The sequence below is a fragment of the Bacillus sp. JJ1122 genome, assembly GCF_036964885.1.
In the GTDB taxonomy this organism is placed as follows: domain Bacteria; phylum Bacillota; class Bacilli; order Bacillales; family Cytobacillaceae; genus Mesobacillus.
Window position 1 is genome coordinate 162,760 of sequence record NZ_JBALQL010000006.1, and the last position, 13,942, is coordinate 176,701.

15 protein-coding genes are annotated in these 13,942 nt (G+C 41.4%); all 15 read right to left on the reverse strand.

What is annotated here, in order from left to right:
- Window positions 1-114: 114 nt before the first annotated feature.
- Window positions 115-816 carry an anthrax toxin lethal factor-related metalloendopeptidase gene (locus V7201_RS04500; protein ID WP_335375590.1) on the reverse strand — a complete coding sequence of 234 codons (702 nt, stop codon included), beginning with the start codon at window positions 814-816 and terminating at the stop codon, window positions 115-117.
- A 218-nt stretch (window positions 817-1,034) separates the two neighbouring features.
- A complete protein-coding gene (locus tag V7201_RS04505; protein ID WP_335375591.1) occupies window positions 1,035-1,613 on the reverse strand; it encodes a TerD family protein in 579 nt (192 codons plus the stop codon).
- A gap of 50 nt (window positions 1,614-1,663) precedes the next feature.
- A complete protein-coding gene (locus V7201_RS04510) occupies window positions 1,664-2,281 on the reverse strand; it encodes a TerD family protein (protein ID WP_335375592.1) in 618 nt (205 codons plus the stop codon).
- 109 nt (window positions 2,282-2,390) lie between these two features.
- Window positions 2,391-3,494 carry a toxic anion resistance protein gene (locus V7201_RS04515; protein WP_335375593.1) on the reverse strand — a complete coding sequence of 368 codons (1,104 nt, stop codon included), beginning with the start codon at window positions 3,492-3,494 and terminating at the stop codon, window positions 2,391-2,393.
- A gap of 4 nt (window positions 3,495-3,498) precedes the next feature.
- A complete protein-coding gene (locus V7201_RS04520) occupies window positions 3,499-5,136 on the reverse strand; it encodes a YceG family protein (RefSeq protein WP_335375594.1) in 1,638 nt (545 codons plus the stop codon).
- 207 nt (window positions 5,137-5,343) lie between these two features.
- Window positions 5,344-5,529, reverse strand: a complete 186-nt coding sequence (locus V7201_RS04525; RefSeq protein ID WP_335375595.1) for a hypothetical protein — start codon at window positions 5,527-5,529, stop codon at window positions 5,344-5,346.
- Between the two features lie 132 nt (window positions 5,530-5,661).
- Entirely contained in the window at window positions 5,662-6,462 is an 801-nt protein-coding gene (locus V7201_RS04530) for an HAD family hydrolase (RefSeq protein ID WP_335375596.1), read from the reverse strand.
- A gap of 6 nt (window positions 6,463-6,468) precedes the next feature.
- Window positions 6,469-7,566: a cysteine protease StiP family protein gene (locus tag V7201_RS04535; protein WP_335375597.1), complete on the reverse strand. Its 1,098-nt coding sequence runs from the start codon at window positions 7,564-7,566 to the stop codon at window positions 6,469-6,471.
- Entirely contained in the window at window positions 7,563-8,924 is a 1,362-nt protein-coding gene (locus V7201_RS04540; protein WP_335375598.1) for a phosphoribosyltransferase domain-containing protein, read from the reverse strand. The genes V7201_RS04535 and V7201_RS04540 overlap by 4 nt, the downstream gene beginning before the upstream one ends.
- Window positions 8,869-10,065 carry an HpcH/HpaI aldolase/citrate lyase family protein gene (locus V7201_RS04545; RefSeq protein ID WP_335375599.1) on the reverse strand — a complete coding sequence of 399 codons (1,197 nt, stop codon included), beginning with the start codon at window positions 10,063-10,065 and terminating at the stop codon, window positions 8,869-8,871. Before V7201_RS04545 ends, V7201_RS04540 begins: the two co-directional genes overlap by 56 nt.
- Window positions 10,066-10,146: 81 nt before the next feature.
- Window positions 10,147-10,935 (reverse strand): TerC family protein, encoded by a 789-nt coding sequence (locus V7201_RS04550; protein WP_335375600.1) that lies wholly within the window; start codon window positions 10,933-10,935, stop codon window positions 10,147-10,149.
- 88 nt (window positions 10,936-11,023) lie between these two features.
- On the reverse strand, window positions 11,024-11,605 hold the full coding sequence (locus tag V7201_RS04555) for a TerD family protein (protein WP_335375601.1): 582 nt from the start codon (window positions 11,603-11,605) through the stop codon (window positions 11,024-11,026).
- 110 nt (window positions 11,606-11,715) lie between these two features.
- Window positions 11,716-12,297, reverse strand: coding sequence for a YpjP family protein (locus V7201_RS04560; RefSeq protein ID WP_335375602.1), 582 nt, complete (start codon window positions 12,295-12,297; stop codon window positions 11,716-11,718).
- Between the two features lie 339 nt (window positions 12,298-12,636).
- Window positions 12,637-13,413, reverse strand: coding sequence for a class I SAM-dependent methyltransferase (locus V7201_RS04565; RefSeq protein ID WP_335375603.1), 777 nt, complete (start codon window positions 13,411-13,413; stop codon window positions 12,637-12,639).
- A gap of 85 nt (window positions 13,414-13,498) precedes the next feature.
- Window positions 13,499-13,933: a BrxA/BrxB family bacilliredoxin gene (locus V7201_RS04570; RefSeq protein WP_335375604.1), complete on the reverse strand. Its 435-nt coding sequence runs from the start codon at window positions 13,931-13,933 to the stop codon at window positions 13,499-13,501.
- Window positions 13,934-13,942 lie beyond the last annotated feature (9 nt).

A 13,942-nucleotide genomic window follows, 5' to 3' on the forward strand; every position in this document is an offset into this window, starting at 1 on the left:
CTTCTATTTTAGCAAATATTAATTCGAGTCGAAACCCACTCACTTAAAACAAAATATATTTTATTGATTAAGCTGTTAATCGCGAAAAGCCGCATGAAGGATTTCATACAGCTCTTAATTTAGACTTTTAATATATTGATAGGTTTGGGGTGCGGCTTGCTGTAAAAGCCGGGTTGGCATGCCGCCAATATAGAACATCGCAAAGCTTTCTGCGAAATACTCTTCCGGATACTCCAGAAAATACGCCCGCCCTGGGAACAACAGGCGGCTTTCTTGTCGCCAAATCTTTAAAAATTGATCTTCCTCCCTTATTCCTCCATAAACATGGCGGTCAAGGGAATGAGCCAATTCATGCAATTCGAGATTGACAGAGCTGTGTCCCTTACCTTTATCGCTGCTGCCAATTTTCACAAGCACCGTCCTTGATCCGCCAATCCCTGGTACTTGGTCCCAAGTTCGATTAGTTGTGTAGCCTCTGGGAATGACACCCTTCAAATGCCGTGCTGATGGATTATCCGTCAAATTCCCTTCAAATAATTTGACTCTAATATTATGATTAACAGCTTTTTGCAGCATTGAATCAGGCAGCATCGCAATCCTGTTAATAATGCCAGCAGCCTCTTCCTGGTTAAAATCATCTTCAGGCAGGACGATCATCTGTCCTACGAGACTGACAGTTTCCATATCTATTAAATGATATAAAATGGAATGTTTCGGGAATTCATTGAGAAAAATGCCATCCATATTTGCGTTTGAGCTTCCGAGCAGAGTAAAGGAAAGTAAGATAACAATGAAAACCTGTGCTATTTTCCGCATTGATTATCTCCCTTTCCTGAGGTGTAATCCAGAGAAGTAAAATAGGGCCCGATTAAGGAAAACCGAGAGTAGTAAACTATTAAAATTATAACATATGGAGCCTTGTCTGTTTGCTGAGAATTTTAGGAAGGGACCTGACACGAAGAAGTCACTAACAGAAATGACTTTTACGCAAAAAAATAAACCCCATTCAATAAAGAATGGAGTTTGTCTATCATTTAAACATCTAGCCCAAAATTCCGGCATAGTGCAGCTAGTCCACCTGAAAAGCCGCTGCCGATTGCGTTAAATTTCCACTCGCTGCCGTGGCGGTATAATTCGCAAATGACAACAGCTGTTTCAACAGAGAAATCTTCACCAAGATCAAACCTCAGAACTTCCTGCCCATCTTCTTCATTTACCACTCTGGCAAATGCGTTTGAGACCTGGCCAAAGTTTTGACTTCTTTGTTCGGCGTCATGGATTGTGACGGCAATGGCAATCCTGTGGACATGCGATGGTACTTTGGAGAAGTCGATCATGATTTGCTCATCGTCCCCGTCGCCTTCACCTGTCCGGTTGTCCCCAGTATGCTCGACACCCCCGCTCGGATGCTGAAGCTGATTATAAAAAATGAAGTCGGAATCCTGCTTGCACTTTCCATTTTCATCTGCTAAAAAAGCGGAGGCATCAAGATCAAAGCTGCTGCCGCCGGTATAGCGATTTGTATCCCATCCCAGGCCCACAATCACACGCGTCAGCCCTGGGTTCGTTTTTGTCAGATCAATCCGTTGACCTTTTGACAGGTTGATTCCCATTCCATTCACCCCTCAATTTAGTAGCAAAATTTTTTCATTAAATAAACATATTAAGTATAAGAACGAACTACTTCGCTTAAGCCCGAAGCATTTGTTCCAGTGCCGACAGCACCAAATTTCCACTCATTGCCGTGACGATAAATTTCACCGACAATCAAGCTTGTCTTGCCGCTATAGTCTTCAGTTAAGTTGTACTTAATTAATTCCTGATTGCTATTCGGATTCACGACCCTGATAAATGCATTGCGAATCATTCCAAAATGCTGCTTACGCTTTACTGCATCATAAATATTTACGACGAATACTAGCTTTTCAACATGGCCGGGAACTCTGCCAAGTTCAATTGACACTTGCTCGTCATCTCCGTCGCCATCCCCTGTTAAGTTATCACCGGAGTGAATGACGCTGCCGTCCTTGCTTTTGAGATTACCGAAGTAGATTACATCATTATTATTTTGCAATTTATCGTTTGCACCAAGCATAATGACAGATGCGTCACAGTCAACGTTCGCTCCGCTGCCTCCGCCGCCGAATAGGCCGCCGAACAGACCTCCGCCTCCGCCGCTCTTTTGGACTGGGTCCCAGCCAAGACCTACCATAATTTTAGAAAGTCCCGGATTTCCTTTTGTTAAATCAACGCGCTGACCTTTTTGTAAATTAATAGCCATTTCCTTCACCTCTTGTAAGTATTTTAGTAGATTTATTTATCAGGCTCTTTTCCGTTTTTTTACCTTAATGGGCGATTACAGAAAGAGCCATAAAAATGAGCAGTGATTTTTATGGCTGCTTCATTTTTTTAAAATTTTCCTGGAGCTGCATCAAGCGTTTTGTACCTTCTTCTCTGAGTCGCTTGTTTTCTTCCTCGATGGACTTTGTTTCCTGCATGCCCTTCATGATGATATTCCAGCTTTCTTCGATTGTTTCAATTTTAATGCTCGGAGCACCTGAAAGACGGGCAATATCAACACTTTGGCTAGAGATGTTCTGGGCATTCCTTACAAGCATCTCATTTGTGCGGCGGTCAAGTTCATTCATGGAATCTGCCACAAGTTTCTGCCTTTTGGCTGCGACTGCCTGAATCAAGCCGTTCTTGAAAATAGGAATTGTTGTAACAAAGGCTGAATTAATTTTCCCAATCAGCTTTGTGTTTCCTCGCTGCAGGAGCCTGATTTGCGGAGCTGTCTGCAAGGCTACCATTTTAGCCATTTCCAGATCATAAATTCTCTGTTCTAGCAGTTCTACTGCATTGCGAAGAGTATCAAGCTGCATGGATGCCATCTGGTCACCTGCAGCAGCCTTAGCTTCAAGCTGCGGAAGGTCGTTGGATTTAAGTTCGTTCAGCTTAAGTTCGCCAGCTACAACATACTTTTCGAGCGTCATATAAAATTGATAGTTTTGATCATACATACGTTCCAGCATGGTTGTTGATTCAACCATCTCACTTTGGTATTTGGAGATTTCAACATAAACATTATCAATTTCCCTGCCCATTGTCTGGTACTTGCCAAAAAGCTTTTCAACAAGCTTCTCGCTTTTTTTGAACAGCTTGCCAAACAGCCCCCCAGATGTTTTCTCAAAATCCTTCTTATCGAAGCGATCCATGATTTTGCCAAGCTGCTTCAAAAGTTCTCCGGAATCTTCTACCTTAGTTGTCCGCATATTGCCAAGGATCTGGTCAGAAAATCTGGAGATTTCTACTGCTGGCTCTTTACCAAACTCAAGGATTTGAATCTGGTCACGCTCATCAATGCTGCGGGCTAGATTTTGTACCTCCGGCTCGTTCCGGAGGGCAAGCTTTAAATCCGAAACCTTCGCTTCGGATAATCTATCGTCAGGATTTGCAGTTGCAAGGCTGATATCTTGATTCTGTGTTTGGTTCATCAAGTCAATCTCCCCTTAAATTTTTTAATATACCTTGAAAAAGAACTTTCTTTATAATCGATGGTTCTTTGAATTCCTGTTCAAAAACTACATCCTCGAGCCAATGTGAATCAAAAGCACTTCCATCGATAAAATTCTCGACATCATTATGCCCAGGAGGATTGTATATAACCAGGTCAACGCCAAGCTGGTTCATCAATAACAGCAGTGCGGCATCCGATCTTGTCATCGTCCCATTTAGTTCATTGTTGTATAAAATCAGCTTTGGAATGTCCTGGGAATAATCAAACTTTTGCAGCATCTTTAAAATATTTTCCGGCACCTGCATAGCCTGAGTGAAAAGATAGATTCTTAACTCCTCTTCATTTTCATGATGCTGAGGCTTTATTTTAGGTCTAGCGCAAAGGTTTCTGATGGCAGCTGCCAGACCCTTTTGAAGTCCAGTTGGCAAGTGGTTATACTTCCAATAATGAGTTCCAGCCATTTTATCAGGATCAAGCAGTCCGTCCATCCCTAATGCATTTCGATAGTGAAAGCGGAAATCACTGTTGGCACCCGATGAAAAAGGAAAATTCTTGATCAACACTGCATTCTCATATCCAACTAAGGCGTGAAGACGATCCCAATATTCCCGGCGGCTCCTGCTGACGCCATTAATTTTTGAGAAGAGGGCGGGAATCTTGACTGTCCCATTCTTCACTTCAAAATTCGGCCGTATCATTGCTTTTTCCCTGGCAAGCAAAAACAGTTCATCATAGGTTGTCTTCAAAGTTACGGACGATGGCTCATAGTCTCTTAGCTGCCAAGGCTTATAAAGTCCCGAGCCCTCATGATTCAAAATGTTCTCGATTTCTCGGGATGCCCTGTAAGCAACCGTTGCCGTTCGCTTTCTCTTTTCAGCTGGAAAGGGCTCAGGAGCCTTTTTTTCAGGAAAAGAATGAACAAAAGTTTGCTCTTTTTGAGGATCTGCAAGTGAAAACACATCATTTCCTTCAGGGGTGAAAGAAACAATATCACACCCAATTTTCATTAGGAAATAAAGGAAGTACTGATGGCTTTTGTTGAAATTGCCATACCACAGGAAACCTGGCATGTTGTTCTCAGGATTTGCATTCTTCAAAGGTGTCTCAAGATGATTGAATGACCACTTAATGACATCAACTAGGATCCTTCTTAACTCTGGGCTCTTCAATCCGCCTTCCTCGGTGCGGGCAAACAATTCAATCATACTGATTGCTGCCTCCCTGATTTTCCTGTGAATAAGCGAATTGCTAGAAGATATAATCAATTTTTCGCCATCCAGGAAGGCGACAAACCGATTTATAGAAAGATTCTGTTCTTTATTGATATTAATAATTTTTTGGATTGACTGGAAATGTGCGTTATCAATTGTTTTATCAAGTGATTCTTCACTTAATAAGATAAGGCCATGTTTTTGCACATAATCAAACAGCTGGTTGTAATACTCATCTTCATCAAGAGGTATGCCAATGAACCTGGCAAGGACCTGGCCGATATGCAGGGCGGTCCCCTCTTTCTTAAAAAGCTGCCGCTCACTTGCCTTTTTCTCGACAATGCTTAACCAATTGTCATATGTAACAGGTAATGTATGTATTTCTAATTGGTTGATTGATGGATACATAAAATCACTTCCTACTAAGAGAGAAAGTCAAATTTCCCATTTATAAACATAGGCCTCTTTTGTTCACCATTGTTTCCGTCTGTGAGAGAACAATTTATAAGAGTAACAGCCTTTATTTACCATCATAACATACATAAAGCTCATTTTTCCCGTTTTGTAATAGCTAGTACGGATGAAACCGTCTAAAAGTTTCATAAAACCACAGAATTACTGATTTTTCACCTTTATTCTTGTCCATGCATATAGTTGAGTACCACGATCAGGAAGGTGGATTTCACATGCGTTTCTTATATAAAAGGCCCCCCGCTGAAGAGCTGCACATGGAAATTCGGGATGTCCGGCAAGCAATGTGCTCAGGTGGCCTCGTTCTCTTTGATTTGCTCTTCTATTCATTCATATTTGCTCTTTTACTCATGCCGGTGCATGCAGGATTTGTTCATTTTGGCACCTTGTTCTTATTCATGTACAGTTCTTTTGCATGTCTGTTTTTTATAGTCCGGAAGGCAATGAATAAGCTCGGCACCTTTAAACATTTCCGTTGATTATGACTCTTATTTTTTCTAGTATTTCCTCTCCAGCTAATGCCCCTCGCTGCTCTGTATCAATATAAGTCAACAATCCATTATCATTGGCGAGTTCGCCATGTGCAGGGATAAAACTATGGTCACATTTTACCAGGAGGTCTTCATCCAAAAGTGAATCTCCTGCACCAATCAATGTGCTTATTCCTTCCCTCTCTTTAACAAAGGATACTGCTTCCCCTTTGCTGATTGGGTTAGGCATAAAATAAAGTTTCCGCCCCTGGTAGGAAACTTTCCAGCCATATGCAGAGGCCGCTCTCTTAAATTCCCGGATCTGATGAGGTTCAAGTTTTTCCTCGAGCAGATAATATAGGAAAAGGCCCTCTGCAAATTTTAGTTCACCATTGACATGGAAAAAATCCTTTTTAAGAATTTCCTTTAATTCTTCAATAGAAGCACTTTCCCTTTTCAATCTCTCGGAAATTCCTTCACGCCAATCCGGAAGTGGATTTCCTTCATACAAGATCTCGGCTCCATTAAATGTGATAGCATACTTTACAGGAATATGCTCCTCAAAAATAAAAATTCGCTTAAACTGATTCGTCGTTCTCGTCGTTACTGGAACAAGCAATAGATCCTGCGAAATTTCTTCGAGCTCCTCAAACGCTTTCTGTGTCATGAAGGCAATAGACTTGCCTTCCTTTTTTTCGACCGCACGCATTTGGCTATCAATAGAGGGACCTAAATCTTCAAGTGCCTTCCTTGAATAAATAATGGTCCTGTCCAGGTCGGTTGCAAACATCATGATGCCTTACCCCTTTAACTGCTTTATTAGGCCGCAGCATGCATATTCCATATTTGGATAGTGCACGAGCTCAACCTCTTTCTGTTTTGCAAGCAATAATATATGCTTGATATCCGGATTGTGAAAATCCTTGATGAGGATTTTCCAGGGAACTCTCCTCAAAAGCACTCTTGTCGTCTCCCCCACACCAGGTTTGATTAGGTTAATATTTTCAATCCCATACTCTAAGGCTATCTCATTAACAATCTCCAGCCCTGCAAAATCTGCCTTTTTCCGACTCTCCACTATCCTGGATGCTCCTTCTTCGGCAAGAAGGAATATGGAGGGAAACTCCTGATTGACCGCTTCAAGAAAATGCTTTGAGACATCAATATCTTCAAATTCTTTATAGTATTTTGCTCCATGAAAATCGTCAGGCTTTATGAACTCCTCATTCAGCACTGTCCTGCTGATCAGGCCTGAGACAGTTGAATTCAGGCATGCGCTGGGCAGCAGGAAATCCTCTCTTGTCCCGTAAATGGTCGAGCAGCAGCCCGGATCTGCAAGAACAGCTATATTGTCGTCAAGATCAACCCCGTATTTATCCTGAAATTCCCTACAAGATTTTTGCAGTTCACGTGAGATAGCCCCTTTGCCCGTCCACCCATCGATAAACTGGATTTCCTTACCCTGATGCTTCGCCAAAATAAAGCGGAGTGCATTTTCATCCAGTCCTTTGCCCCTGATTATTGAAATGCTGTAATGAGGAAGGATAGCCCCGTATTTATCCTCAATATACCTTTTTATCAATGCGCCAATCGGAGTGCCCGCACGCGCCAATGATACTAGAACAATATTCTTACCCTTGTTATGATAGATTTGCTCAGCCACTATACCCGTATATAATGCAACTCTCTTTTTATGTGATTCGAGCAGGCCCCCGAAAAGGTCCATATATTCCTTGCCCGGCTTCTCTTCAATAGGAAGCGATTCACTGTAATGGCCTCCAGCTTGAATTTGTTTCTCTCTGACCTCTGATGAACCTTCCAGGTTAATGCCAGAGAGGTCCTTTAGAAGAAAGGTGACATCTTCTGCTTCATAGGAACCGTACAAAACATCATTCATTTATTTTTCACCATCCTGCTGTGAAAGAAGACCAGATTAATCGTTTGGATGCCAGTTCTTTGAAACTCCTTCAGCATAGGTTCCAGCCATTCATCCGGAACCTCTCTTTCGAAGAAAATAAAAACTTCTTCGTACTGGAAGGGAGCGACATTATACAAGTAATGCTGAATTTCTAAATCTTCCGGATTTGGGAATGCCATTCCGTATCTAGCACCATAGCCTTCCTTGTTCACAATATGGATGGGGCTTCTGGTTGTTGACTGGTAGCTTACATCCCCACACATCAGGGCAGCCGTTTTCATTGGAAAGTACATAAATTCTCCTGTGCCTATACACAATACCCTTTTTCCTTGTGACATTGCGGAAAGCTTTGCTGCCACATCCAGAAGTATTTCATCAAGTAAATTTCTTGCTGTTTCATCCATTCCAAATCTTCCACTGGAAGCAGAATATGGGATTTCTTTAAGTTTGCCCCCGTAAAAACTGGAGCTTGGCACGTGACTTATTTGATCGACGTAATGTTTTTTCACCCTTTGTTCGGGTATGCCGAATGTTTCATCATCTGCATCCAACCCAGATTCTGGTGAATGACCGGATATGGTAAAATTTCCTCTTAATAGACTTACACAATTGATGTTAATTCCTAGTTCGTCTTCAAGCTTTTTAAATTTCTGCACATCTTCGTCAGAACGCCAGTCAAGAATAGAAACAACTGAGTAAACGTCACGCGGATATTCCGCCTGGATGGATCGGATAATATTAATAGCCGTCTTCCCTGTTGACATCTCATCATCTACCAGGACGATTTCCCTTCTGTTATCTAATAGATTCCTTGAAATATAGCAGCGGTGAGAAGTGGCGTGTGAATGTTCTTCTTCGAACGTAATAATAGGATCTTCGTTGGAGAGCATCTCCCTGGTTGTGTGAAAATAATCCGCCTTCTTGAATGCGGAAAAGAATGCTTGTCCAAGGGCAGTCGCTGTTTCAGCAAATCCAATGATAACAGGTGACAGCTCAGAAGGTATGAATGCTTCTGGCACATTTGGATTCTCCTCTGCAAATTTTTCCTGAAGGTTGAATTCCTTGCCTAGTTCCAAATCTGCCGTCTTGGCTGCATATCGGGCTGCCAGGAGCGAGCCAGTTAGCAGTCCCTTTGAAGGGATTATCGGCAAATGTTTTCCTAATATTCTGCTTACGAACAAGAAGGAGCGTTTTTTATTCCGCCTTGCAGCCATGATAAATAAATCCTCTAACGGGAGGCTATACGGATTTTCCTTAATTTCTAATTCAATCGAAAGGTTATCAAGAATTCGATATGCATATTTCTTGTTTGAGTAAATCGATGTTTGTGATTCCATCTTGAAGCACCCCATATACCTGTGATTTCCGCAAAATCTTTTGTGCCCAGTAATAGTGCGGTTTTATTTCATTCATTTTATTGGCAAAGGCACTTTTCCTAACGCCATTGTGGTTATCTGCCTCATCCACTATGTTTTTTGCGTCAATGTATTCTTCGTAGCTGACAGCATTCAATGCATGGACTGTTTTAATATGACTTGGATGGATAATGGTTTTTCCAGTCAGCCCATTTGCTATGTCCATCAAAATTTCCTGGATCAAGCCATCCATATGCCGGTCGATCAATTCTGCCCGCCATTTTAACCCATCCTGCCCGAATGCAGTTTTAAATGGAGTCTGTCTCAACTGTGGTTTTAACATTCTTTGTGTGGAAGAGAAATACTCCCACACTGGACCGGAAACAACATATGGACTGTCATAACGGAGGAACACATTCACGATATCTGAAATACAGTCACGGATAACGCCTATATCCCATACTGTCGTATCTGCATTTCTTCTGATTCCATATAATCCGCTGAAATCCGTTGCACCAATCCTGACATTCAAAATCAGCTCCCGGTAGTCGTCCACCACAGATTTGATGGCAAGCAATTCTTCCAGCCTTGTCTCTTTTTCTATGATTCTTTTTGTTTCCAGGATGGGCATAGCATATAAAAGTGACCCATCAGCATTTAAGTTCTTAATAAACTTTAAAATCCCCTTGCCTGAAGCAGGATCGAATTTAGGTATGACGATACCTGTGAGAACATTAAATGCATCCCCTGCTAATTCTGCAAGATGTTGAAGTTGTTCCAGACTGCGGATCCTTACAAAAATTAACGGCAGCTCATCTTCTGAAAAAAAACCTTTGCCAAGGGCTTCTTTAAGGTGCTTTAATTCAGCCACCAATTGCAATTCTGCTTTTACCACTTCATGGTCGGCAATTGAATCTTCAAGACAAATCACCATTGATGCAAGACCATCATGCTTCTTTACCAGCAATTCCTGATGGATATTTTCTCTGGTAGCAGGCATGTAAAGAGTCGCTCCAAGGGCAAAGGCTAAAACTTCCCGATCTGTATATTTATTAAATTTGGTTGGTTTGATAAAAAACAGGTTTTCCAATTCTTTTTCATATAAATTTGAAAATAATTTCACGGAAAAATTCCCCTTTTGGGTGTTATAGATAAAAAGAAAGGGAGCAGACCTAAGTCAGTTCCCTAATAAAAGTAATATTTTTTATTGTACGTTTTTCTGTTGCTCATTTTCTTCCGCTTTTTTCTTATTCATATAGTGGACAACGAATGTTGCTCCGAATGTTACAAGCAAAAGAATGAAGAAGTAAATGTGATCAATATGGAATCCAAAAACGCCTGCAAACATTTTTGCAGCGATGATCAGGATTAAGATGTAAGCAGTCGTTTCCAGCTCAGGTACGCGTTCAATCAATTTCAGGAATACACCGGCAACTCCACGCATCATCAATACGCCAATCATACCGCCGAGTAATAACACCCAAACTTCCTGGCTGATACCAAATGCCGCGAGAACACTGTCAACAGAGAATGCAATATCCATTATTTCAACAGCTGCAACAGTACCCCAGAATGTGCCGAATAAACGGATTAGCAGCCCGCCCTGCTTAACACCTTCAACTTCTTCGATATCTGGCTCTTCACCTTTTCTCTTATCCATGAAGTATTTAATTGACAGCCAGGCAAGATAGCCGGCTCCAATTACTTTTACCCACCAGAATTCGATCAAATAAACACCAATGCCGATTGCGATAAAACGGAAAGCATAGGCTCCAAGCAAACCGTAGAACAATGCTTTCTTTCGCTGTTTCTCCGGTAAGTGCTTAACCATTACAGCCAAAACAAGCGCATTGTCGGCTGACAATAGACCTTCCAGGATAACCAGCGTACCAATCAATCCCCAGCTGACCGGATCCGTTAGAACTCGAACCCACATATCCCACTCAAAAAACTGGGCATAAGTATCTATAAATCCTTGTATTATTTCAGGCATTCTTGTAGTTCCTCCCACTATGTTGAATATATTCTCTATAGAAAGACCCGGCATCGGCCGGGCCTATCTTCATCTCACTTATATAATTTTACCCTACTTGCAGTCCAAAGTCTGTAGCAAGTGCTGCCAATCCACCTTGGTAACCGCTGCCGATTGCGCTGAATTTCCATTCGTTGTTGTGGCGGTATAGCTCTCCGACAACGATTGCCGTTTCGATTGAGAAATCTTCTCCAAGATCATAACGGATTATTTCTTCATTCGAGCCAGCGTTCAAGATTCTTACATATGAATTAGACACTTGGCCAAAGTTCTGGCGGCGAGCTTCGCCATCATGGATAGTTATGGTAAAAGCAACGCGTTGAACTTGTGCTGGGACTGCTCCAAGATCCACGGTGACTTGTTCATCATCACCATCTCCAGCTCCGGTACGGTTGTCTCCTGTATGTACGACAGAACCATTTCCGCCAGTCGTATTGTTGTAAAATACAAAGTCGGCTTCAGAAGTTACTTTTCCGTTATCTCCCAAAAGGAAAACGGACGTATCAAGGTCAAAATCATTTCCGCCATCATATTTATTTACATCCCATCCGAGACCTACTACTACCTTTGTTAAACCAGGGTTTGTTTTAGTCAGATCCACTTTCTGGCCTTTTGATAAACTGATTGCCATTTTTTCTACCTCCAAATATTTATTTCGTTAGTTTTTTACGTTTTAATTATAAGAAAGGTTTCATTTTGCTATAAATATTTTTTCACAAATCCTTCTTAAATTCAAATATATCAACTTTTCCACTTAGGCGGTGTGTTTTTGGCCCAGAAAATCGTTCCCAGTTCGTAATGTGTCTGGAAACTATCATGATAAGTATGGTAATGGAAGTTAAACCAGAAGCCCTCTTTTGGCGGCTGGTCTCGCCTTACGTGAAAACGGATGATGTCTTTGCCATTGTCATCAATGATGTGGAAAATCTTTTCTGATTCCCCTCCGCCCGGCATCTCGGTGATTCGAAGATAATTTAATCTTTCTCCAGGATACTGAACAGCTACCATTTCAATTGCCTTTTCAATGTTTGGCAGGATCGTTTGCCGGAACTCGTCCTCAATTACTGGTCCAATCTTTTTGCCGAATTTCTGAAACGATTGCATTTCAGCTTCCTTCATTGCCCTGCCTATAAATTTATCCCTTTCGGCCTCCTCATCTAGAGGAGAATCCATAGTATCATAATATGAAGTTTCAGCAGATGCAGATTTTTCAGCCCGGTCAGTCGTTGTTGTCAGGAATCCATTCGCCTGGGCTGGTGAAACCATCCCAAATGTAAAGATGGAAATCAGGACGACTAGCGATTTGCGAAGCCATGCTGGCATGTGGATCACTTCCTTTATGTATTAGAAATTTGATTATCAGTTAAACTATTTATGAGCTTTCATTAAATCAATGTTCTTATAACAAAATATCCGAAAAGAGTAAAAAATATTTGTAGCATTATTATAACTTGTTTATACGTAAAATTGGGTAAAGGGTTTCAAATTTTTCAAAAATGGTTATAAGGAAATATTATGGCAGTATTTTCGTTTATTTATAAGGAGGTTAAATCTATGGAGTGGGGTATTGTTGCAATAAGTTTCTTAATGCTTGCCTATTTTGTGTATTTGTCAATCGCAGATTAAAATGGAACATCATAAAAAAGAGTGAGGGAATTCCCCTCATTCTTTTTCGATAACTCCAAAATGGAACTTAGCTGATTTCCGGCGGTTTACTTTAAAGCCAAATTCATCAAACCTTGTGCTTCGAAAATGATCCTTAAGAATGACACGCTGCTTCGCTACCCGAAGGGCATGATCCATCATCTCTTTAGATAGCCCCTCATAAACTGCAAAATGGCTTAATCCTCTGATTCCGTCTGATTCAAGAATCGATTCATCAAACATCGGATCAAAATAAACACAGTCAAAGCTGTTATCATCCAGCCTTTTCAAAAAATCATGGGAATATCCATTTACAACCTTAATGTTTGCCATCGCCTGATTAATGGCTTTGTAGCCGGAATCCCAGCTTTTCAAGCCAGTTTTAACAAGATAAGACAGTTCCGGCCGGGCTTCTACTCCTGTTACATAACCTGTCGTACCAACTGCATAACTGGCTACAATGCTGTCTGACCCAAGACCAAGTGTACAGTCGAGAAAGCTCATTCCTTCTGCCAATTTCCCACTCTCAGTGAGAGGGTCGCTTTCACCATTCATCAGCCTTTTAATTCGGAACATTGCAGAATTCGGGTGAAAAAAGAATGGCTCTTTTTCTCCGAACGGGTAAAGTTCCAGGCGTTCCTTGCCAATAACAAGGCAATGATCAGAGAGCTTTTCTTGTATTGCGAAGATCGATCTTTTCTTTCTTGGAACAAATTCCGCATTTAAATCACCAGCAATTTTTCTGGCGTGGGCAGTCATTTCTTCATTCGTTCTGCCCGCTGTTGTCACAAACACCCTTAACACCTCAAATCATTTTAAAAAGACTTAAATACCCAGAAGAAAAGAAAAAGGACGTCAAATGACATCCTTTCAGAAAACTTTAGCAGTTCGCTTCAAATGCAGAAATCAAGTTATCAATAATCGCTTCCATCGGCTGGCCTTCGATATCATGGCGTGGGATGAAATGAACAACTTCTTTCCCTTTTAATAATGCCATTGATGGTGATGATGGCTCGATGTCTGTAAAATATTCACGCATTTTAGCTGTAGCTTCTTTATCCTGGCCTGCAAACACTGTTACAAGATGATCAGGCTTCTTTTCGCATCTTAATATAGCCTGTGTAGCTGAAGGACGAGCAAGGCCAGCAGCACATCCGCATACAGAGTTAACCACAACTAGTGTAGTTCCTTCTGTGTTCTCAACGAATTTTTCTACTTCTTCAGCTGTCAGTAATTCTTGAAATCCAGCACGTGTCAGCTCTTCACGCATTGGTTTTACCATTTGTCTCATATATTCTTCATATGCCATTGACATTAAAGGATC

What these genes read in the sequence shown, in the direction of transcription:
- V7201_RS04515 (WP_335375593.1), bottom strand. Translation starts at nt 3,494, where the DNA reads ATGAACCAAACACAGAATCAAGATATCAGCCTTGCAACTGCAAATCCT.
- V7201_RS04550 (WP_335375600.1), bottom strand. Translation starts at nt 10,935, where the DNA reads ATGCCTGAAATAATACAAGGATTTATAGATACTTATGCCCAGTTTTTT.
- V7201_RS04530 (WP_335375596.1), bottom strand. Translation starts at nt 6,462, where the DNA reads ATGATGTTTGCAACCGACCTGGACAGGACCATTATTTATTCAAGGAAG.
- V7201_RS04500 (WP_335375590.1), bottom strand. Translation starts at nt 816, where the DNA reads ATGCGGAAAATAGCACAGGTTTTCATTGTTATCTTACTTTCCTTTACT.
- V7201_RS04525 (WP_335375595.1), bottom strand. Translation starts at nt 5,529, where the DNA reads ATGAATAGAAGAGCAAATCAAAGAGAACGAGGCCACCTGAGCACATTG.
- V7201_RS04510 (WP_335375592.1), bottom strand. Translation starts at nt 2,281, where the DNA reads ATGGCTATTAATTTACAAAAAGGTCAGCGCGTTGATTTAACAAAAGGA.
- V7201_RS04520 (WP_335375594.1), bottom strand. Translation starts at nt 5,136, where the DNA reads ATGTATCCATCAATCAACCAATTAGAAATACATACATTACCTGTTACA.
- V7201_RS04555 (WP_335375601.1), bottom strand. Translation starts at nt 11,605, where the DNA reads ATGGCAATCAGTTTATCAAAAGGCCAGAAAGTGGATCTGACTAAAACA.
- V7201_RS04540 (WP_335375598.1), bottom strand. Translation starts at nt 8,924, where the DNA reads ATGGAATCACAAACATCGATTTACTCAAACAAGAAATATGCATATCGA.
- V7201_RS04560 (WP_335375602.1), bottom strand. Translation starts at nt 12,297, where the DNA reads ATGCCAGCATGGCTTCGCAAATCGCTAGTCGTCCTGATTTCCATCTTT.
- V7201_RS04535 (WP_335375597.1), bottom strand. Translation starts at nt 7,566, where the DNA reads ATGAATGATGTTTTGTACGGTTCCTATGAAGCAGAAGATGTCACCTTT.
- V7201_RS04505 (WP_335375591.1), bottom strand. Translation starts at nt 1,613, where the DNA reads ATGGGAATCAACCTGTCAAAAGGTCAACGGATTGATCTGACAAAAACG.
- V7201_RS04570 (WP_335375604.1), bottom strand. Translation starts at nt 13,933, where the DNA reads ATGTCAATGGCATATGAAGAATATATGAGACAAATGGTAAAACCAATG.